General features: G+C 57.8%; 17 protein-coding genes. 3 read left to right on the forward strand and 14 right to left on the reverse strand.

Annotation, left to right across the window (positions count from 1 at the left end; translation table 11 throughout):
- Positions 1-6: 6 nt before the first annotated feature.
- The 3 genes from glgX to asd form a co-directional block, all read right to left on the reverse strand.
- Complete coding sequence (gene glgX / locus AC3WS9_RS20580) at positions 7-1,980, reverse strand: glycogen debranching protein GlgX (protein WP_492490149.1); 1,974 nt, start codon at positions 1,978-1,980, stop codon at positions 7-9.
- Entirely contained in the window at positions 1,977-4,163 is a 2,187-nt protein-coding gene (glgB, locus tag AC3WS9_RS20585) for a 1,4-alpha-glucan branching enzyme (protein ID WP_282493545.1), read from the reverse strand. Before glgB ends, glgX begins: the two co-directional genes overlap by 4 nt.
- Positions 4,164-4,410: 247 nt before the next feature.
- Complete coding sequence (asd, locus tag AC3WS9_RS20590) at positions 4,411-5,517, reverse strand: aspartate-semialdehyde dehydrogenase (protein WP_285146141.1); 1,107 nt, start codon at positions 5,515-5,517, stop codon at positions 4,411-4,413.
- Positions 5,518-5,692: 175 nt separating this feature from the next.
- Between asd and yhgN the strand changes: the two genes are divergently transcribed.
- Positions 5,693-6,286 carry an NAAT family transporter YhgN gene (gene yhgN, locus AC3WS9_RS20595; protein WP_015960802.1) on the forward strand — a complete coding sequence of 198 codons (594 nt, stop codon included), beginning with the start codon at positions 5,693-5,695 and terminating at the stop codon, positions 6,284-6,286.
- A gap of 144 nt (positions 6,287-6,430) precedes the next feature.
- Here yhgN and gntU read toward each other — a convergent pair whose 3' ends face one another.
- The 5 genes from gntU to AC3WS9_RS20620 form a co-directional block, all read right to left on the reverse strand.
- A complete protein-coding gene (gene gntU, locus AC3WS9_RS20600; protein WP_285155396.1) occupies positions 6,431-7,771 on the reverse strand; it encodes a gluconate transporter in 1,341 nt (446 codons plus the stop codon).
- Positions 7,772-7,774: 3 nt separating this feature from the next.
- Positions 7,775-8,302 carry a gluconokinase gene (gene gntK, locus AC3WS9_RS20605; protein ID WP_282493548.1) on the reverse strand — a complete coding sequence of 176 codons (528 nt, stop codon included), beginning with the start codon at positions 8,300-8,302 and terminating at the stop codon, positions 7,775-7,777.
- Between the two features lie 126 nt (positions 8,303-8,428).
- The gene (gene gntR, locus AC3WS9_RS20610; protein ID WP_100778571.1) at positions 8,429-9,424 is read right to left on the reverse strand and encodes a gluconate operon transcriptional repressor GntR; all 996 of its coding nucleotides are present in this window, start codon (positions 9,422-9,424) and stop codon (positions 8,429-8,431) included.
- 93 nt (positions 9,425-9,517) lie between these two features.
- Complete coding sequence (locus AC3WS9_RS20615) at positions 9,518-10,213, reverse strand: pirin family protein (RefSeq protein WP_282493549.1); 696 nt, start codon at positions 10,211-10,213, stop codon at positions 9,518-9,520.
- A gap of 123 nt (positions 10,214-10,336) precedes the next feature.
- Entirely contained in the window at positions 10,337-11,374 is a 1,038-nt protein-coding gene (locus AC3WS9_RS20620) for an oxidoreductase (protein WP_492490150.1), read from the reverse strand.
- A gap of 325 nt (positions 11,375-11,699) precedes the next feature.
- Here AC3WS9_RS20620 and yhhY point away from each other — a divergent pair, with 325 nt between their 5' ends.
- Positions 11,700-12,188 (forward strand): N-acetyltransferase, encoded by a 489-nt coding sequence (gene yhhY / locus AC3WS9_RS20625; protein WP_492490151.1) that lies wholly within the window; start codon positions 11,700-11,702, stop codon positions 12,186-12,188.
- A gap of 60 nt (positions 12,189-12,248) precedes the next feature.
- Here the strand turns inward: yhhY and ggt are convergent, their stop codons facing one another.
- The gene (gene ggt, locus AC3WS9_RS20630) at positions 12,249-13,994 is read right to left on the reverse strand and encodes a gamma-glutamyltransferase (protein ID WP_285146138.1); all 1,746 of its coding nucleotides are present in this window, start codon (positions 13,992-13,994) and stop codon (positions 12,249-12,251) included.
- 122 nt (positions 13,995-14,116) lie between these two features.
- Between ggt and AC3WS9_RS20635 the strand changes: the two genes are divergently transcribed.
- On the forward strand, positions 14,117-14,494 hold the full coding sequence (locus tag AC3WS9_RS20635; RefSeq protein WP_492490152.1) for a DUF2756 family protein: 378 nt from the start codon (positions 14,117-14,119) through the stop codon (positions 14,492-14,494).
- Here AC3WS9_RS20635 and ugpQ read toward each other — a convergent pair.
- The 5 genes from ugpQ to ugpB all read right to left on the reverse strand — a co-directional run bounded on the left by ugpQ (position 14,475) and on the right by ugpB (position 19,452).
- Positions 14,475-15,224: a glycerophosphodiester phosphodiesterase gene (gene ugpQ / locus AC3WS9_RS20640; protein ID WP_492490153.1), complete on the reverse strand. Its 750-nt coding sequence runs from the start codon at positions 15,222-15,224 to the stop codon at positions 14,475-14,477. The two genes, AC3WS9_RS20635 and ugpQ, sit on opposite strands and share 20 nt — an antisense overlap.
- On the reverse strand, positions 15,221-16,291 hold the full coding sequence (locus AC3WS9_RS20645) for a sn-glycerol-3-phosphate import ATP-binding protein UgpC (protein ID WP_285146135.1): 1,071 nt from the start codon (positions 16,289-16,291) through the stop codon (positions 15,221-15,223). Before AC3WS9_RS20645 ends, ugpQ begins: the two co-directional genes overlap by 4 nt.
- Before the next feature lies 1 nt (position 16,292).
- Positions 16,293-17,138, reverse strand: coding sequence for a sn-glycerol-3-phosphate ABC transporter permease UgpE (gene ugpE, locus AC3WS9_RS20650; protein WP_282493556.1), 846 nt, complete (start codon positions 17,136-17,138; stop codon positions 16,293-16,295).
- Positions 17,135-18,022 carry a sn-glycerol-3-phosphate ABC transporter permease UgpA gene (gene ugpA, locus AC3WS9_RS20655; protein ID WP_282493557.1) on the reverse strand — a complete coding sequence of 296 codons (888 nt, stop codon included), beginning with the start codon at positions 18,020-18,022 and terminating at the stop codon, positions 17,135-17,137. The genes ugpE and ugpA overlap by 4 nt, the downstream gene beginning before the upstream one ends.
- A gap of 113 nt (positions 18,023-18,135) precedes the next feature.
- A complete protein-coding gene (gene ugpB, locus AC3WS9_RS20660) occupies positions 18,136-19,452 on the reverse strand; it encodes a sn-glycerol-3-phosphate ABC transporter substrate-binding protein UgpB (RefSeq protein WP_282493558.1) in 1,317 nt (438 codons plus the stop codon).
- Positions 19,453-19,566: the final 114 nt, after the last annotated feature.

Genomic DNA, 19,566 nt, shown 5'->3' on the forward strand with positions numbered 1-19,566 from the left:
TTTTTATCATCTTTGGAATACGCACACTCCGTGTGCAGGCCCATGCCAGACAGCCATTACCACCGGATTATCCTCTCCGGCAAATGGGGAGATGGCGCGCCATTCTCCTTCAGGTAAAACAATCTCTGCGACGTCTTGCGTCGCGTTTAACGTGATAAGCCAGTTATCCGACAGTAAGATTTGCAGGCACGGGATCCCGTGCTGCCACTCTTGTGGACTGAGCGGTTGTGCCTCTTTATTCAGCCAGCGAACGTTGCCGTCTCCCTCTTCCCACCAGCTGTCCGCCGTGAGCGCCGGGATCTGTTTACGCAGATGGATGAGTGCAGCGGTAAAGTGAGTCAACCCGCTGTTCGCCTGTTCCCAGTCGAGCCAGGTCAGGGCGTTATCCTGGCAATACGCATTGTTGTTGCCATGCTGGCTGTGACCGAGTTCGTCACCCGCCAGCAGCATTGGCGTTCCCTGCGAAAGCAGCAGCGTGGTCAGCAGGGCATGCACGCTGGCGCGCCGCCGCTCGATGACATCCTGACTGCCGCCTAACCCTTCTATACCATGATTAAAGCTATGGTTATTGTTAGTCCCATCGCGGTTTTCTTCGCCGTTTGCCTCATTGTGTTTCTGATTGAAACAAACGCAGTCGCGCAGGGTAAATCCGTCGTGCGCCGTCACCAGATTGACGCTGGCTGACGGTTTTCTGCCGCTGTTCCTGAACACATCGCTGGACGCAGCAAATCGCCCGACAAATTCGCCAAGTGACAAACCTCGCTCCAGCCAAAAACGACGCGCCCCGTCGCGATAGTGATCGTTCCACTCCGCAAACAGCGGCGGGAAATTCCCCACCTGATAGCCGCCGTCACCGATATCCCACGGCTCGGCGATCAGCTTGACGCGTGACAGCACCGGACAGTTTTTGATCGCTTCAAACAGCGGAGCCTGCTGGCTGAACATCGGCGTTCGGCCCATCACAGACGCCAGATCGAAGCGGAAACCGTCGATATGGAAAGTCTCAACCCAGGATTTCAGGCACTGGTAGGCAAAGTCCGCCACCGCCGGATGACTGAGATTGAGCGTGTTACCGCAACCGGTCCAGTTGTGGTAATCACCATCCTCCCTGATCCAATAATAGCTACGGTTATCGATTCCGCGCATCGAGAGCGTCGGTCCGTCGAGATCCAGCTCCGCGCTGTGGTTCAGCACCACGTCGAGAATCACCTCGATTCCGGCCTGGTGCAGGGCTTTCACCACATCGCGAAACTCGTCGCGGGCGCGCTCCGGATGCGAGGCATAGCGCGGATCGAGGGCAAACATCGCCAGCGGGTTATAGCCCCAGTAGTTGGTCAGCCCGAGGCGCATCAGACGCGGCTCGGAGGCAAAATGGGCCACCGGCAGCAGCTCGAGCGCGGTGATACCCAGATGCTTGAGGTAAGCGATCATCACCGGGTGGCCGAGCGCCTTGTAAGTGCCGCGGATCTCCTGTGGGATCGCCGGATGCAGATACGTCAGCCCTTTGACGTGGGCTTCGTAGATAACGGTGCTGCCCCACGGCGTGGCGGGCGGGGCGTCGTCTTCCCAGTCGTAGGTGTCGCTGACGACGATACTTTTCGGCGCAATCCCCGCGCTGTCGCGCGGCTCAGGGTCGTGGTCACCGTCAAAGTACAGCGGATCGTCGTTGACCTCGCCTTCCACGCGCAAGGCGCACGGGTCAACGAGCAGTTTCGCCGGGTTAAAGCGCAGCCCCTGCGACGGCTCCCACGGGCCATGCACGCGAAAACCGTAGCGCAAGCCGGGCCGCCCGTCGGCCAGGAAACCGTGCCAGATATCCCCGCTGCGCTCTGGAAGATCGTAGCGGTATTCATTCCCCTCGCCGTCAAACACACAGAGTTCCACCCGTTCCGCGTGGGCGGAAAAGAGAGTGAAGTTCACCCCTTTGCCGTCAAACGTTGCCCCCAGCGGAGCGGGTTTGCCTGCCGTGAGTTGCGTCATTCGCCCTCCCGAACCAGCCAGATAGTCGAGAGCGGTGGCAGCGTGATGCTCAGGGAGTTTGGACGACCGTGACTTTCCCACTCGTCGCTATGAACGCTCCCGCCGTTACCCGCGTTGCTGCCGTGATAGTGGCTGGAGTCGGTGTTGAGAATTTCGCGCCATCTGCCCGGCTGGTTGATGCCGAAGCGATAGTGCTGGCGCGGCACCGGCGTGAAGTTGCTGGCGACGATGATTTCGTTCCCTTCCCGATCGCGGCGCACGAAGATCAGCACCGAGCGTTCGTGGTCATCGACCACCAGCCACTCAAAACCGTAGGAGTCGAAGTCCAGCTCGTGCAGTGCTTTGTGGTGGCGATAAGTCAGGTTGAGGTCGCGCACCAGACGCTGAACGCCGTGGTGCCAGTTATCGCCGCCCTCCAGCAGATGCCAGTCGAGGCTCGAATCGTGGTTCCATTCGCGGCCCTGAGCGAATTCGTTGCCCATGAACAGCAGCTTTTTGCCGGGGAAGGCAAACATCCAGCCGTAATAGGCGCGCATGTTGGCAAAGCGCTGCCACGCGTCGCCCGGCATACGGTCGAGAATCGATTTTTTGCCGTGGACCACTTCGTCGTGGGACAGCGGCAGGACAAAGTTTTCGGTGCTGTTGTAGAGCATCCCGAAGGTCAGTTTGTCGTGGTGATACTGGCGATAGACCGGGTCGAGTTTGAAGTAGTCGAGGGTGTCGTGCATCCAGCCAAGGTTCCACTTGTACCAGAAGCCCAGCCCGCCCATCGCAGGCGGACGCGACACGCCGGGGAAATCCGTCGACTCTTCGGCCATCGTCACCGCGCCTTCCACCTGCTCGCCGAGAATGCGGTTGGTGCTGCGCAGGAACTCAATCGCTTCGAGGTTTTCACGCCCGCCGTATTCGTTCGGGATCCACTCGCCCTCTTTGCGGCTGTAGTCGCGATAGATCATCGACGCCACGGCGTCCACGCGCAGGGCGTCAATGCCGAAGCGTTCAATCCAGTACAGGGCGTTGCCCACCAGATAGTTCGCCACTTCGCGGCGGCCATAGTTGTAGATCAGGGTATTCCAGTCCTGATGGAAGCCTTCGCGCGGGTCGCTGTGCTCGTACAGGTTGGTGCCGTCAAACTGCGACAGGCCAAAATCATCCGACGGGAAATGGCCCGGTACCCAGTCGAGGATCACGCTCAGCCCGGCGGCGTGCGCGGCATTGATGAAATAGCGGAAGTCATCGCGCGTGCCGAAGCGGCGCGTCGGAGCGTACAGCCCGGTCGGCTGATAGCCCCAGCTGCCGTCGAACGGGTGTTCGTTGATCGGCAGCAGTTCCAGGTGGGTAAAGCCCATCCATTTGGCGTACGGCACCAACTGATCCGCCAGCTCGCGATAGCTCAGCCAGAAATTGTTGTCCGTGTGGCGACGCCAGGAGCCGAGGTGCACTTCATAGATAGAGATCGGCGCGTCGAAGCGGTTGGCCTGCTTGCGCTCTTCGGTCTGCACGATTTTCTCCGGCAGGCCGCAGATCAGCGAGGCGGTGTCCGGGCGCATCTGCGCTTCGAAGGCGTAAGGGTCGGCTTTCACCCGCAGCTGGCCGTGGGCGTCGATCATTTCGAATTTGTAGAGCTGGCCGTTGTGCGCGCCGGGGATGAACAGTTCCCAAATCCCCGATTCACGCCGCAGGCGCATCGGGTGGCGGCGACCGTCCCAGTAGTTGAACTGCCCGACCACCGACACGCGCTGCGCGTTCGGTGCCCAGACGGAGAATCGCGTCCCGGTGATGCCGTCCATCGTATCGGCGTGCGCGCCGAGAGTTTCGTAGGGGCGAAGATGGGTGCCTTCAGAGAGCAGCCAGGCGTCCATCTCCTGAAGCAGCGGGCCAAAACTATAGGGGTCGTCAATCAGGTTTTCGTGACCATGCCAGAGCACGGCGAGCTGATAGCGGAACAGGTTTTTGCGACGCGGGATCGCGCCGGAGAAGAAACCGCGCGAATCGAGGCACTCGAGCTTGCCTACCTTGCGGCCGGTTTTCGGTTCGATCACCCACACCTCGGTGGCGTCGGGTAACAGTGCGCGGACCTCCAGTCCGTCTTCCGTACGGTGCATACCTAATACAGAAAAGGGGTCAGCAAAATGACCCGCAATTAGCGCATTTATCACGTCTCTATCAATACGATCGGACATGGTATTCATCCTGTTTTTTCTAATGTCGCCCTATTTAAGCGCTCCGGTGCGACTTTTAATGTGACCTGAACGACGCAGACATTCTTCATCCTCTTCTGCTCCGTCCCACCCTCAGGTAAGAAATGACTCTTCCTTAAAGCATAGCCAACGACGAAATGACTCCTGATAAAAATTGAAAGCTCGGCGCAGAACGCTGGGTTACGCGCAAAAAAAGGGGGTGAAAATCACCCCCGGTATTCGCAAATTGTTAGGCCAGCTGTCGCAACATGCGGCGAAGCGGTTCGGCGGCGCCCCACAGGAGCTGGTCTCCGACGGTGAAGGCCGAGAGATACTCCGGCCCCATGTTCAGCTTACGCAGGCGACCCACCGGCGTGGTCAGCGTGCCGGTGACGGCAGCAGGGGTCAGTTCGCGCATGGTGATGTCGCGATCGTTTGGCACCACTTTCGCCCACGGGTTGTGTGCAGCCAGCAGCTCTTCGACGGTCGGAATAGACACATCTTTTTTCAGTTTAATGGTGAAAGCCTGGCTGTGGCAGCGCAGCGCGCCGACGCGCACGCACAGACCGTCAACCGGGATCACCGAAGAGGTGCTGAGAATTTTGTTGGTCTCGGCCTGGCCTTTCCACTCTTCGCGGCTCTGGCCGTTCTCGAGCTGTTTGTCGATCCACGGGATCAGGCTGCCCGCCAGTGGAACGCCGAAGTTATCGACCGGCAGTTCGCCGGAACGGGAAAGTGCCGTGACTTTGCGTTCGATATCCAGAATCGCCGAGGCCGGGTTCGCCAGCTCGTCAGCGACGTGGCTGTGCAGGTGACCCATCTGGGCCAGCAGTTCGCGCATGTGGCGCGCGCCGCCGCCGGATGCGGCCTGGTAAGTCGCAACGGAGACCCACTCCACCAGATCCTGCGCGAACAGGCCGCCCAGGGACATCAGCATCAGGCTAACGGTACAGTTACCGCCGACAAAGGTTTTGACGCCGTTGTTCAGGCCGTGGGTGATGACATCCTGGTTCACCGGGTCGAGAATAATGATCGCGTCGTCTTTCATACGCAGAGAAGAAGCGGCGTCAATCCAGTAACCCTGCCAGCCGCTTTCACGAAGCTTTGGATAGATTTCGTTGGTATAATCGCCGCCCTGGCAGGTCACTATAATATCAAGTGCCTTCAGCGCTTCCAGATTAAAGGCGTCCTGAAGCGTGCCCGTAGAGGCACCGCCGAACGCGGGCGCTGCTTGCCCGAACTGGGAAGTGGAGAAGAAGACCGGGCGGATGGCGTCAAAATCGCGCTCTTCGATCATGCGTTGCATGAGGACAGAGCCGACCATACCGCGCCAGCCGATAAAACCAACGTTTTTCATAAAATATGTTCCTGCAGAGGTGTGTGCTGTGTGTGTCAACCCGTATCCAACGGGTATAGCCTTCACATTACAAAATGCAGCCAAAGTCGCAAGTGAAATTAATCAATGATTGCGCTGCGATCAGTAATACCACTAATTACAATAGAAACCACAGGGTTTATCAGGGATACAAATAATGACTGAAATCATTTCCGCGGCGGTGCTTTTGATCCTGATTATGGATCCGCTTGGGAACCTGCCCATCTTTATGTCGGTGCTGAAACACACCGAGCCAAAGCGCCGCCGGGCGATCATGATCCGCGAGCTGCTCATCGCCCTGCTGGTGATGTTTATCTTCCTGTTCGCGGGGGAGAAGATCCTCGCGTTCCTGAATTTGCGCGCCGAGACGGTCTCGATTTCCGGCGGCATTATTCTGTTCCTGATCGCCATTAAGATGATTTTCCCTAGCGCCGAAGGGAGCAGCAGCGGTCTGCCTGCGGGCGAAGAGCCGTTTATCGTACCGCTGGCGATCCCGCTAGTCGCCGGGCCAACGATTCTGGCGACGCTGATGCTGTTGTCACATCAGTATCCGAATCAGATGAGCCATCTGGTGATTGCCCTGCTGATCGCCTGGGGCGGGACCTTTATCATCCTGCTGCAGTCGTCGCTGTTCCTGCGCCTGCTCGGTGAGAAAGGGGTGAACGCGCTGGAGCGTCTGATGGGGTTGATTCTGGTGATGATGGCGACGCAGATGTTCCTGGACGGGATTCGGGCGTGGATGAAAGGCTAGGTAAAAGCAAAATGGTCACGCCAGTGACCATTTTTGGTGTTTGCACCCTCTCCCTGTGGGAGAGGGTCAGGGTGAGGGCATCAGCGTGCGCATTTCCCCCTCACCCTAACCCTCTCCCTCAAGGGAGAGGGAACCGATCGGCGATCAGCTCAGCAGCGAAAACGCAATCATCCCGACAATCGCCCCTGTCGTGCCGAGGATGGTTTCCATCAGCGTCCAGGTTTTCAGGGTTTGTGCTTCGGTTGCGCCGGTAAATTTACCGAACAGCCAGAAGCCGGCGTCGTTCACGTGGGAGACCACAATCGAACCGCCCGCGATACAGATAGACAATGCCGCCATCTGCGCGCCAGAGTAGTTCAGCTGTTCAATCACCGGCATCACCAGGCCAACCGCCGTCAGGCAAGCGACCGTCGCAGAACCCTGAATGATACGTACCGCTGCCGCCAGCACGAAGCAGGTCACGGCAATCGGCAAGCCCATCCCGGTCAGCGCTTCGCCCAGCGCCGGACCGACACCTGAATCGACGAGAACCTGCTTGAACACGCCGCCCGCACCGATCACCAGCAGAATAATCCCCGCCGGTTGCAGTGCCGCGCCGCAGATCTCCATCACGCGGTCTTTCGGCATGCCCTGGCGCATCGCCAGGCCGTAAATCGCCACCAGACAGGCCACCAGAATCGCGGTGAACGGATGGCCGATAAACTCGAACCATTCGTACGCATTTGAACCCACCGGCACAAAGCGCGCGGCGATGGTTTTCAGACCCACCAGCACTAAAGGCAGCAGGATCAGCGACAGGCTAAAGCCGAAGGACGGCATTTTGCCCTCGCCCAGGTGCGGCTCGGTGATGTCATCAGGAATGTGCAGCTCAACGTAGCGGCTGATAAAGTTGCCCCACAGCGGCCCGGCAATAATCATCCCCGGGATCGCCGCGCAAAGGCCAATCAAAATCATCCAGCCAAAATCGGCGTGCATCTGCGAGGCCAGCAGCATTGGCGCAGGCCCAGGCAGCAGAAACGCTGCGGCCGCCGCCACGCCCGCAAACAGCGGAATCACCAGCTTCACGAGGTTAGTGCCCGTGTGACGCGCCATCGAGAACGCGACGCTAATCAGCAGCACCACGGCCACTTCGAAGAACAGCGGCAGCGCGCAAATCAGACCGGCCAGACCAATCGCATAGTGCGCGCGGCTGTGCCCGAAGGATTTGAGCATCTTGACGGCAATCTGATCGACCGCGCCCGTCTCATGCAAAATCTTGCCAAACATCGCGCCGAGCGCGACCACAATCGCCAGGAAACCCAGCGTGCCTCCCATCCCTTTTTCCATGGTCGCTGCGATTTTATCGAGCGGCATACCGGAAAAGAGACCTGCACCAATAGAAACCACCATCAAAGCGACGAAGGCATGCATACGCGCCTTCATCACTAAAAACAGCAGCAGCAAAACGGAGCCGACTGCTGTCAAAACAAGCGTTAATGTACTCACTGCTTACTGCCTTTTTTTAATGACCTCAATGGTGCTGGCAACAACACCGTCCAGCGGCTGATCGATATCGACGATCAGAACATCGCTTTCGTCTGCACCCGGTTCCTGCAGTGCGTCGAACTGCGTCACCAGCATTTGGGTCTTGAAGAAGTGACCTTTACGGGCTTTCAGACGACTTTCGATCACGTCGAAATCGCCTTTCAGATAGATAAAGGAGAGGTTTGGATTACCGTCACGCAGCAGGTCGCGATAGGTCTTTTTCAGCGCGGAGCAGACAATCAGCGACACTTTGTTGGTGCGCTGCATCGCAAACGCGGCATCGTTCAGCGCCTGTAACCACGGCTTACGATCGTCGTCGTTCAGCGGCTCGCCAGCGGCCATTTTGGTGATGTTGCTGCGCGGGTGGAGGAAGTCGCCATCCAGAAACGCGGCCTGGAGTTGATGCGCCACTTCACTGGCGACGGCAGATTTACCGCTACCGGAAACGCCCATCAGAACGTAAACGTGGTGATCGAGATTTGTCGTGCTCAAAGGGTGCCCCTCAGTCAATTGTTACGGGTAACAGTTATCGGTAACATTGTCCTGCCGGGGCTATGGAGAAGCAATATCCATTCGTGCGAGAAGTGAATAAGTGTGAGCTACTTCAAATTTGTCAGACTAAATTGATCCACCCGGTGACAAGGTGAAACCTAAATCTAACATTTTAGGCGTCACGACTTCACCACGAATGCGCGCCAGCAGGCGTTCCGCACCGATACGGCCCATGCGCTCGCGCGGCGTCAGGACGCTCGCCAGACGGGGTTCCATCACCTGCCCGATATCGTGGCCGTGGAAACCGGCAATCGCCATATCGTCAGGGATTTTCAGCCCCAGGCGCTGACACTCAAAGGCTGCGCCGACCGCAAGGTCATCGTTGGTACAGAAAATACCATCAAGCTGGGGATACTCGCGCCTGGCCTGACGCATCAGCTCAATACCGGACGAGTAGGAAGAGGATTGCTCCACCATCACGCTGTACGGCGTTAAGTTGGCATCGAGCATGGCCTGCTCGTATCCCTTTTGTTTGATGATAGTACGTTCGTCGAGACGTGCGCCCAGATAGGCGACGTGGCGGTGACCGCGTGCGAGGATGGCAGCGGTCATCTGACGCGCGGCTTCGAAGTTATCGAACCCGACGGCGATATCCAGGCACGGGGACTGGCTGTCCATCAGCTCGACCACCGGAATACCGGCGACTTCAATCATCTTCAGGGTACGAGGTGTGTGAGTACGTTCAGTAAGGATCAGGCCGTCGATGTTCCAGGAGAGCATCGATTCAAGACGTTCCTCTTCCAGTTCCGGTTTGTACCCGTAGTGCGCGAGCATGGTCTGATAACCGTAGGCGTCGGTGACGCTTTCGATTCCGCGCAGCACTTCGGCGAAGACCTGGTTGGTTAAGGAAGGAAGCAGAACACCGACCGCACGGCTGGTGGCATTGGAGAGAATATCGGGCGCGCGGTTGGGGATATAACCCAGTTCATCGAGAGCAGCGGCAATCTTGCCACGCAACGCCAGGGAAACCTGTTCCGGGTTACGCAAAAAGCGGCTGACCGTCATTTTGGTCACACCGACGCGATCGGCCACATCCTGAAGTACGGGTCGTTTCTTTTTCATCGTCCTGAGAGAAACCTTTAATGAGACATTCTCTCAGTTTATCACGGACAAAGGCCAACCTTCCCCGTCAAATGGGGAAGGTTGGGGATTTATTTATACAGGAGGCAAATCAAACAGCAGAATTTCACTTTCGCTGTCGGCATGAACGGACAACGCCTGCTCATCCCAAATCGCCAGACCGTCGGCGGTAGTGGCTTTGGTTCCGTTAATGGTCACTTCACCTTTCACCACCTGGATCCACACGCGGCGGTTCGCGGCAATCTGATGCACAGACTGTTCGTTTTTCGCCAGCGCCCAGCGGTACAGCTCCATATCCTGATGCACTTTCAGGGAGCCATCGCGCGCATCCGGAGAAAGTACCAGCTGTTTGCCCTGCAGAGCGTCAAAGCGGCGCTGCTCGTAGCGCGGCGTGATGCCGGTTTCTTCTGGAATGATCCAGATTTGATACAGGTGCAGTTTGTCGGTTTTGCTCGGGTTGTACTCCGAGTGACGCACCCCGGTACCGGCGCTCATAATCTGGAACTCACCGGCCGGAACCTGCTCTTCGTTACCCATGCTGTCTTTGTGCGCTACGGCGCCTTCCAGCACATAGGTCAGGATTTCCATGTCTTTGTGCGGATGGGTACCGAAGCCCTGGCCTGCGTCAATCACGTCATCGTTAATTACGCGCAGTGCCGAGAAGCCCATGAAGTTCGGGTCGTAATAGTCCGCGAACGAGAAGGTATGCCATGAGTCCAGCCAGCCATGATTTGCGTGACCACGATCGCCTGCTTTACGTAAAAAGATCATTGTTTTTCACCCCAGTTCGTTTCGATGGAATAAGTGTGGACGCAAACCGCCTGGGATCATAGAGGGTGAAAATTGACTCCTCTGTTCAAAAATTATGAACAAGCACAGAGGAGTCGATTGGGCTTACTTCGCGAGGGTAATCGTGGCAGGAGTTGCCTGCTCGAACCCACGTTCGAGGATCTCCAGATTGGTCAGAACTTCAGATTCCTTGACGTAATTCGGCGCGCCGGTCGTGATTGTCGCAAACAGGGCATCGTAGACGCGGCCATAGTCGCCGGTTTCCGGTGTAAGCGCCTCTTTCACCGTCACGCCGTCGCGATTCACGTACTCCAGCTGGCCTACCGATGCATCCGCCGCAAATCCCGGTTCGCCCGGCATGATATTGGCTTTCAGGCTGGTCTCCTGCTGGTCGATACCGTATTTGATAAAGGAGCCGCGGGTGCCGTGGACGATAAATTTCGGGTAGTCGGTTTTCACCAGATGGCTGGTTTTAACGATCGCTTTCAGGTCGCCGTAGAACAACTGGGCTTCGAAGGTGTCGTCCGGGTTGGCTTTGTTGCGCAGGCTGCGGATGTCGTAGGCGACGTGATCCGGGCGGCCAAACAGGGAGATGATCTGGTCCATAGTGTGCACGCCCAGGCCGTAAAACGCGCCGTCCTGCGGCAGACCGGCTTTGGTTTCCGCCACCGGACGATACATGTCGAAATGGCTTTCGATCTCGACGATATCCCCCAGCTTGCCGCTTTCGATAGCCTGTTTCGCCATCAGGAAGCAGGTATCAAAGCGACGGTTCTGGTACGGCGTAACGGTCAGCCCTTTGCTTTTTGCCAGCGCGAAGAGTTCTTTGGCTTCCGCCATGGTCGGGGTGAAGGGTTTTTCCACCAGCACGTTTTTACCCGCTTCCAGCGCGCGTTTCGCGTACTCAAAGTGGCTGTCGGCGTGGGTACAGACGATCACCAGTTTGATCTGCGGATCGTTTAAGACCTCATCAAGATCGCTGGTGAAATGAATATGGGAATAGTGCGGGGACTGCTCTTCCGGCTTCGCATGGCGGCGGAAGATGTGCGCCACATGCCAGCTGTCTTTACGGTTGAGAACATACGGAAGGTGATAGCGGGTGGTGCTTTTACCAAATCCAATAAATGCGCAATGTAATGTCATGGCTCAGTCCTTGTTAAGGTTGCTGGGACTACCATAGCGCAAGTTGAGGTTCGGTGTCGCGTTGCCCCTCACCCCGGCCCTCTCTCCCCAAAGGGGCGAGGGAGAAAATCCAAAAAAAAAGCCAGCGCTAGGCTGGCTAAAGTAATACTGGAAGCAATGTGAGCAATGTCGTGCTTTCAGGTTTCCGTAGAGGTCTTCCTGAACGCGAGACAATAATAATCATTCTCATTCGCACTTGTCCAATGTTTTTTGCAAAAAAGTGAGTTGACTCACCTTTCAAACTCCATGATGTTAAAGAGGACATTAACCTAACGAGGATGAAGGAATGAGTGAGATAGTGATACGCCACGCTGAACCGAAAGATTACGACGCGATTCGTCAGATCCACGCGCAGCCGGAGGTGTATCACAACACGCTACAGGTTCCTCATCCTTCCGAAGAGATGTGGCATAACCGGCTAACGGAACGCGTCGACGTGAAACAGCTGGTCGCCTGCATAGACGGTATCGTGGTCGGCCATCTGAGCATTGAAGTGACGCAGCGCCCGCGCCGCAGCCACGTGGCGGATTTTGGTATCTGCGTCGGTGCCCAGTGGCACAACCGCGGCGTCGCCAGCGCGCTGATCCGCATCATGATTGATATGTGCGACAACTGGCTGCGCGTCGACCGTATTGAGCTGACGGTGTTTGTCGACAACGAACCGGCGGTGGCGGTGTATCGCAAGTTTGGTTTTGAAATCGAAGGGACCGGGAAGAAATATGCCCTGCGTAACGGCGAGTATGTGGATGCGTATTATATGGCGCGGGTGAAATAGTCCCGCGCCGGGCAATTTTGTAGGCCGGGTAAGGCGAAGCCGCCACCCGGCAACAAATCACTAATACCCCGCCGTCAAATCATCCACCGACCGCGGGTCCGATGCCCCGGAAAGCGTACCGTCCGGCGCGACCACAATACTCTGCGTACTGCCCATCGCCTCTTTCACCACCACTTTCTGCCCACGCTGCTCCAGCAGCTTAATGGTGTCCGGGCTAAAACCCTTCTCTACCCGCAGTTCGTCCGGCAGCCACTGATGGTGGAAGCGCGGTGCGTTGGTCGCTTCGGCCACGTTCATGCCGAAATCAATGCTGTTCACCACCATCTGCAGCACCGTGGTGATAATGCGGCTCCCGCCAGGACTGCCCGTCACCAGCCAGGTTTTACCGTCTTTCACCACAATGGTCGGAGACATGGACGACAGCGGACGTTTCTTCGGCCCGACAGCATTCGCATCGCCGCCCACCAGCCCGTAGACGTTCGGCACGCCCGGTTTAGCGGAGAAATCATCCATCTCGTTATTGAGCAAAATCCCGCTGTTCCCCGCCACAATCCCGGTGCCAAACACCGTGTTAAGCGTGTAAGTCACCGCCACCGCGTTCCCGTCTTTATCCACCACCGAGAAGTGGGTCGTCTGGTTGCTCTCGTACGGTGCCAGTTTGCCGGGGCGGATCTGGCTCGACGGCTTGGCTTTGTTGATATCAATCTGATCCGCCAGCGATTTGGCGTAGGCTTTGTTGGTCAGCGCCTGCCAAGGTACTTTGACAAAATCCGGATCGCCGAGGTATTCCGAGCGGTCGGCGTAGGCGAATTTTTCCGCCTCAGCCATCACCTGCATCGCATCGGCGCTACCGAAGCCAAATTTGTGCATATCGAAGTTTTCAAGAATATTGAGGATCTGCACGATGTGGATCCCGCCGGAGGACGGGGGCGGCATGGAAAACACCTGATACCCGCGATACTCCCCGCTGATTGGCGTGCGCTCCACCGCTTTGTACTCCGCCAGATCCGCTTTGGTGATAAGCCCCCCGTTCTTCTGCATTTCGTCGGCAATCTGATCGGCAATCGCCCCTTTGTAGAAGGCGTCCGGGCCGTTTTCGGCGATCAGCTCCAGGCTTTTGGCGAGGTTAGTCTGCACCAGTTTGTCGCCCTTCTTCAGCGGCTCGCCGTCCTTCCAGAAGATGGCTTTGCTGTTTTCGTGATTCGGGATCACTTCGCTGCCGTAGGTTTTGAGATCGTCCGCCAGGGCGTCATTGACCACAAACCCGTCGCGCGCCAGTTTGATGGCGGGTTGAACCACTTTGTTCAGCGGCAGCGTGCCGTATTTTTCCAGCGCCAGCGAGAAGCCAGCGACCGTTCCCGGCGTGCCGCTCGCCAGATGCGACGTCAGGGATTTTTTACTGTCCGGATTCCCCTGCTCATCGAGGAACATATCCCGCGACGCCTGATTCGGCGCCATTTCACGGAAGTCGATAGCCGTGGTATTGCCGTCTTTGGTGCGCAGCAGCATAAAGCCCCCGCCGCCGAGATTCCCCGCCTGCGGATGGGTCACCGCCAGCGCATACCCCACCGCCACCGCCGCATCGACCGCGTTACCGCCCTGCTTGAGAATATCCACGCCGACCTGCGTGGCCATCGCGTCCACCGACGCCACCATCCCCTGCTTCGCGCGCACGGGATGAAACACATCTTCTTCCACGCCGTAGGAGACCGGCGGTGCGGCAGGCGGGTTCGCCGCCACGGTGAATGTCCCGCCCGCCATCAGCGCAGCGATCGCTACCCAGCGCAAAAACGTTGGTCTTATCATTGTTGTTCTCCAGGTGAAGGGATCCAGATTCCCGTTTAAGCCTGGTTCACAACTCCTAAAAAATCATCGTAGTGGCGGATTCGGGGTAAACTTAAGAGAAGCCTCAGAAGGAGGAGATGAGAATGAAACGATACTTGATCTTAACGGCACTGCTTCCGTTCGCCGTGCTCGCACAGCCACTCAATACCATGAACAACCCGAACCAGCCGGGATATGAGATCCCAAGCCAGCAGCGGATGCAGACCCAGATGTTGGGCCAACAGCAGCAGCAAAAAGGGATGTTGAATCAGCAACTGAAAACCCAGACTCAGCTTCAGCAGCAGAGCCTGCAAAATCAGATGAATAACAATACGCAGATGATTCAGCAGGGCCAGCCGCGTGTGCAGCCGTTGCCGAATACGAACGGTGGGATGTTAAGCGGCGGGACGAGCGGCGGTCAGCAGCAACATATGCTGCCGCCGCGCTCGAACGGCGATATGCTCAATAATCCGCAGAATTAAAGTTCGGGCCAATCACGTCAATCGCATCGGTGCAGATGCAATCCACGCCCCAGCGCAGCAACTCTGCCGCTCGCTGGGGTTTGTTCACCGTATAGACCAGGATGTGCAGTCCGGCGTCTTTGAGCATCTTCACGCGCGCTTCGTCCAGCAGGCGGTGATTCAGGTGGATCGACACACACTCTAAGCGGGTGGCCAGCTCGCGCCAGTCGTCACGCCATTCATCCAGCAGTAATCCGCGCGGCAGTTCCGGGGCAGCCGCTTGTGCCGCTTCCAGAGCGTCGATTTCAAACGACGACAGCAGCGGCGCGGTCATCCCTTCCCACAGTTCACGCGCGGCCAGGGCAATCACTTTGCCCGTGAGTGGCCCGGTGCCGGTGGTCGGTTTGATTTCGATATTGGCCATCATCCCGTGCTGACGACAGCGATCCGCCACTTCCGCCAGCAGCGGCAGCGGTTCGCCTTTGAACTCGCCGCTGAACCAGCTTCCGGCGTCCACTTTCAGCAGATCGCGCCACGGCAGATCGCCCGCCACGCCCCAGCCGTTGCTGGTGCGCTCGAGGTTATCGTCGTGCAGCAGGAAAATTTCGCCATCTTTCGATAGCTTAGCGTCGAACTCGATCATCTGATGACCGTAATACGCGCCCTTATCAATCGCTGCCAGGGTGTTTTCCGGTGCTCGTTTCCCGCCGCCACGGTGGGCGACGATGTGAGGATATGGCCAGTTACTCATACGCGTTGTCCTGTTTCACCATCAAATAAGTGCAGGTGATTTTCCGGCAGATGCAGCCACAGCGTGCTCCCCGCCTTTGGGCGTTCCTGATGCGCGAGACGCACCACCAGCTTTTGATCGCCCCAGCGTCCGTGCGCCAGGTTGTCGGCACCCAGCATCTCCAGCGTGTCCATCACCAGGGGCACGCCGCCTTCCGCCTGCGAGCTTAACGCAATATGTTCCGGGCGGATACCGAGCGTCATTTTACGCCCGGCGTAACCACGATAAAACCAGTTCACCGGCAGCGCCATGCCGCTCTCCAGCTCAAAATGGGTGCCCGCGTTGCTGATGCGCCCCTCCAGCAGGTTCATCGCCGGGCTGCCGATAAAGCTGGCGACAAAACGGCTGGCCGGTTTTTCGTAAACTTCCACCGGGGTGCCGATCTGCTCGGCGATGCCTTTGTTCATCACCATCACGCGCTGGGCGAGGGTCATGGCTTCGACCTGATCGTGGGTGACGTACAGGGAGGTGGTTTTCAGGCGACGATGCAGATGCTGCAGTTCGAGGCGCATCTGCACGCGCAGTTTGGCGTCGAGGTTGGAGAGTGGTTCGTCGAACAGGAACACCGCCGGATCGCGCACTATGGCGCGGCCCATCGCCACGCGCTGGCGCTGGCCGCCGGAGAGCTCGCGCGGTCTGCGTTTCAGCAGGCCGTCCAGCTCAAGAATGCGCGCTGCCTCTTTCACTTTCTCTTCGATGTGGCCCTTGCCCATCCCGCGGATTTTCAGGCCCCAGGCCATGTTCTCTTCCACGCTCATGTGCGGATAGAGGGCGTAGTTCTGGAACACCATCGCGATCCCGCGATCTTTCGGTTCCATTTCGGTGACGCGCTGGCGGTCGATCCAGATATCACCGCTGGTCACGCGCTCAAGCCCGGCGACCATGCGCAGCAGCGTCGATTTCCCGCAGCCGGACGGGCCGACCATCACGATGAATTCGCCGTCCGCCACGTCGAGCGTCAGGGGTTGAATGACCTGGTTTTTGCCGTCCCAGCTTTTGGTGACTGCCTGTAGTTTTAATCCTGCCATATTATTTCTCACTGTCTACTAAACCACGCACGAACGCGCGCTGCATGGCTAAAACGATAACGACCGGGGGGATCAGCGTGAGCAGCATCGCCGCCATCACCTGGTTCCAGAGAGTGGTGCCTTCGCCGGTGGCGATCATGCCTTTGATGCCCGCCACGGCGGTGCCGAGATTGACGTCCTGCACAATCAGCAGCGGCCACAGATACTGGTTCCAGCCGTAGATAAAGGTGATGACGAACAGCGCCGCGAGGTTGGTTTTGGAAAGCGGCAAAACGATGTCGCGGAAGAAACGCATCGGCGAGGCACCGTCGATTCGCGCGGCTTCAATCAGTTCGTCCGGCAGAGTCATAAAGAACTGGCGGAACAGGAAAGTCGCGGTCGCCGAGGCCATCAGCGGCAGCGTCAGGCCCGCGTAGCTGTCGAGCATTCCGAGATTGGCGATCACTTCCACGGTCGGGAAAATACGCACTTCGACCGGCAGCATCAGGGTGATAAAAATCATCCAGAAGAAGAGGTTACGCAGGGGAAAGCGGAACCAGACGATGGCGAAAGCCGAGAGCATCGACACCACGATTTTGCCGACGGTAATGCCAAACGCCATGATGAAACTGTTGAGCATCATCAGCCAGAACGGCGCGCTGTTGGCCCCGACGCCCTGGGTCCAGATGGTCGCCATGTTCTCGAAAAGATGGCCGCCGGGAACCAGCGTCATCGGCGTGTCGAAGACGGCTTTGGTATCAAGCGTGGCGGCGACGAAGGCCACGTACAGCGGGAAGAGGATGACGATGATCCCGAGAATCAGCATGGTGTGGCTGAAAATCGTCAGCCCCGGACGGTTCTCAATCATTGGTAACGCACCTTACTTTCGACATAGCGGAACTGAACCACCGTCAGCACAATCACCAGGCCCATCAGCACCACGGACTGCGCGGCAGAGGCGGAGAGATCCAGACCGGCAAAGCCTTCGCGATAGATTTTGTAGATAAGCGTGGTGGTGGCCTGCACCGGCCCACCGGCGGTGGCGGCGTCGATCACCGGGAAGGTGTCGAAGAAGGCATAGACCAGGTTGACCACCAGCAGGAAGAAACTCACGGGTGCAATCAGCGGCAGCGCCAGTTTGAAGAAGCGGCGAATCGGCCCCGCGCCGTCAATCGCGGCGGCTTCGACCAGCGATCGCGGAATGGATTGCAGGGCGGCGAAGAAGAACAGGAAGTTGTAGCTGATCTGCTTCCACACCGAGGCGAAGACCACCAGGAACATCGCCTGGCCGCTGTTCTGGGCGTGGTTCCAGTCGTAGCCAAATTCACCGAGGAAATGGGTGATCAGCCCGCGCCCTGGGTTAAATAGGAAGATCCACAGCACGGCGGCGACAGCGGGTGCCACGGCGTAGGGCAGCAGCATCAGCGTCTGATACAGACGGCTGCCGCGCACCACGTAATCCACCAGCGCGGCGAAAAACAGGGAGACCACCAGACCGCTGACGGTGACCAGGGCGCTGAATTTGATCGTCGTCCAGAAGGAGTCGAGGTAATAGCTGTCATGGAACAGCGCGGTGAAGTTGTCCAGGCCGACAAACTGGCTGGAGAGCCCGAACGGATCGACGCTTTGCACCGAGTACCACAGCGCTTCGCCCGCAGGCCAGATGAAAAAGATAACGGTGATAATCAGCTGCGGGGCGACCAGCAAATAGGGCAGCCAGCGCGAACGGAATACCGGACGGGATGATGACATAGCGGGACTCTTTTTCAGAAAACGCCGGGTGGCGGCTTCGCCTTACCCGGCCTACAAAGACAACATGGTGCGTTCTGTAGGCCGGATAAGCGCAGCGCCATCCGGCAAAAGCGTTAAGACTTCGTCGACTGCTCAAAGCGGCGCAGCAGCTGATTCCCGCGCTCTACCGCGGAATCCAGCGCCTGCTGTGGCGTTTTCTTACCGGTCCAGACGCTTTCCAGCTCTTCATCCACGATGGTACGAATCTGCGGCATGTTGCCCAGACGCAGACCTTTGGTGAACGGCAATGGCGGCTTGTTCAGCATCTGGCGCGTGGCGATATCGGCACCTGGGTTTTTGTCGTAGAAGCCCTGCTCGCGCGTAAGGTCGTAAGCGGCTTTGGTGATCGGCAGATAGCCGGTCTTCTGGTGCCACTCGGCGGCGTTTTCAGGTTTCGCGAGGAAGTCGAGGAACTCCGCCACGCCTTTGTAGGTGCCATTGTCTTTGCCCTGCATCACCCACAGGCTCGCTCCGCCGATGATGGCGTTCTGCGGCGCGCCTTTGACGTCAGCGTCGTAAGGCATCATGCCCACGCCGTAGTTGAATTTGGCGTAGTGACGGATATCCGCCAGCGACCCGGAAGAGGCGGTGGTGATGGCGCAGTCGCCGTTGTAGAACTTCTCGGTGGATTCGTCTTTACGCCCGAAGTAGCTGAAATCGCCCTTCTTGTTCAGCGCTTCCAGCAGGGCGATGTGTTTCACCTGCTCCGGCTTGTTGAATTCGAGCACCGCGTCGGTGCCGTCAAAGCCGTTGTTTTTGGTGGCGACCGGCAGACCGTGCCAGGCGCTGAAGTTTTCGATCTGGATCCAGCCCTGCCAGCCGCTCGCGTAGCCACATTTCATGCCCGCGGCTTTCAGTTTGGCGGTGTACTCGGCCAGGTCCTGCCAGGTTTTCGGCGGCTGATCCGGGTTTAAACCGGCTTTTTTGAAGGCGTCTTTGTTGTAGTACAGCACCGGCGTGGAGCTGTTAAACGGCTGCGACAGCAAATGCCCGGTTTTGGAGTCGGTGTAGTAACCGGACACCGTTGGCACGAACTGGGATTCATCGAAGTTAATGCCCGCGTCTTTAAACACTTCGTAGACCGGTTTGATCGCTTTCGAGGCCATCATGGTGGCGGTGCCGACTTCATACACCTGCAGCAGCGCCGGTGCGTTACCGGTGCGGAACGCCGCGATACCCGCGCTCAGGCTCTGCTCGTAGTTACCTTTGTACACCGGCACAATTTTGTAATCCGGGTGGGTGTCGTTGAAACGTTGCGCCAGGGAATCAACCTCTTTGCCCAACTCCCCTTCCATGGAATGCCAGAACGGAATCGTGGTGACAGCCATTGCATTCGTCGCAAAAGCCAGACCGATTGCCAGACCCAAAGCTGTGTGTCGTAACGAAGTCATTGTCATCTCTCTTTATTGTGCCGGATGCGCGATATCACGCGTTTTATGCTCGCGAGGTAACATGACATGCTCGAATGACAGAAAAATAACTGTTTATTTACAGAATGATGACAG

It is taken from the genome of Lelliottia sp. EB106-05-01-XG201 (assembly GCF_058791735.1).

Excerpts from the sequence above, each read along its gene's own strand:
- gntR (WP_100778571.1), bottom strand. The coding sequence starts at position 9,424 with ATGAAAAAGAAACGACCCGTACTTCAGGATGTGGCCGATCGCGTCGGT.
- ugpB (WP_282493558.1), bottom strand. The coding sequence starts at position 19,452 with ATGACTTCGTTACGACACACAGCTTTGGGTCTGGCAATCGGTCTGGCT.
- glgB (WP_282493545.1), bottom strand. The coding sequence starts at position 4,163 with ATGTCCGATCGTATTGATAGAGACGTGATAAATGCGCTAATTGCGGGT.
- AC3WS9_RS20635 (WP_492490152.1), top strand. The coding sequence starts at position 14,117 with ATGAAACGATACTTGATCTTAACGGCACTGCTTCCGTTCGCCGTGCTC.
- ugpA (WP_282493557.1), bottom strand. The coding sequence starts at position 18,022 with ATGTCATCATCCCGTCCGGTATTCCGTTCGCGCTGGCTGCCCTATTTG.
- AC3WS9_RS20620 (WP_492490150.1), bottom strand. The coding sequence starts at position 11,374 with ATGACATTACATTGCGCATTTATTGGATTTGGTAAAAGCACCACCCGC.
- ugpQ (WP_492490153.1), bottom strand. The coding sequence starts at position 15,224 with ATGAGTAACTGGCCATATCCTCACATCGTCGCCCACCGTGGCGGCGGG.
- AC3WS9_RS20615 (WP_282493549.1), bottom strand. The coding sequence starts at position 10,213 with ATGATCTTTTTACGTAAAGCAGGCGATCGTGGTCACGCAAATCATGGC.
- asd (WP_285146141.1), bottom strand. The coding sequence starts at position 5,517 with ATGAAAAACGTTGGTTTTATCGGCTGGCGCGGTATGGTCGGCTCTGTC.
- AC3WS9_RS20645 (WP_285146135.1), bottom strand. The coding sequence starts at position 16,291 with ATGGCAGGATTAAAACTACAGGCAGTCACCAAAAGCTGGGACGGCAAA.
- yhgN (WP_015960802.1), top strand. The coding sequence starts at position 5,693 with ATGACTGAAATCATTTCCGCGGCGGTGCTTTTGATCCTGATTATGGAT.
- ugpE (WP_282493556.1), bottom strand. The coding sequence starts at position 17,138 with ATGATTGAGAACCGTCCGGGGCTGACGATTTTCAGCCACACCATGCTG.
- ggt (WP_285146138.1), bottom strand. The coding sequence starts at position 13,994 with ATGATAAGACCAACGTTTTTGCGCTGGGTAGCGATCGCTGCGCTGATG.
- glgX (WP_492490149.1), bottom strand. The coding sequence starts at position 1,980 with ATGACGCAACTCACGGCAGGCAAACCCGCTCCGCTGGGGGCAACGTTT.
- yhhY (WP_492490151.1), top strand. The coding sequence starts at position 11,700 with ATGAGTGAGATAGTGATACGCCACGCTGAACCGAAAGATTACGACGCG.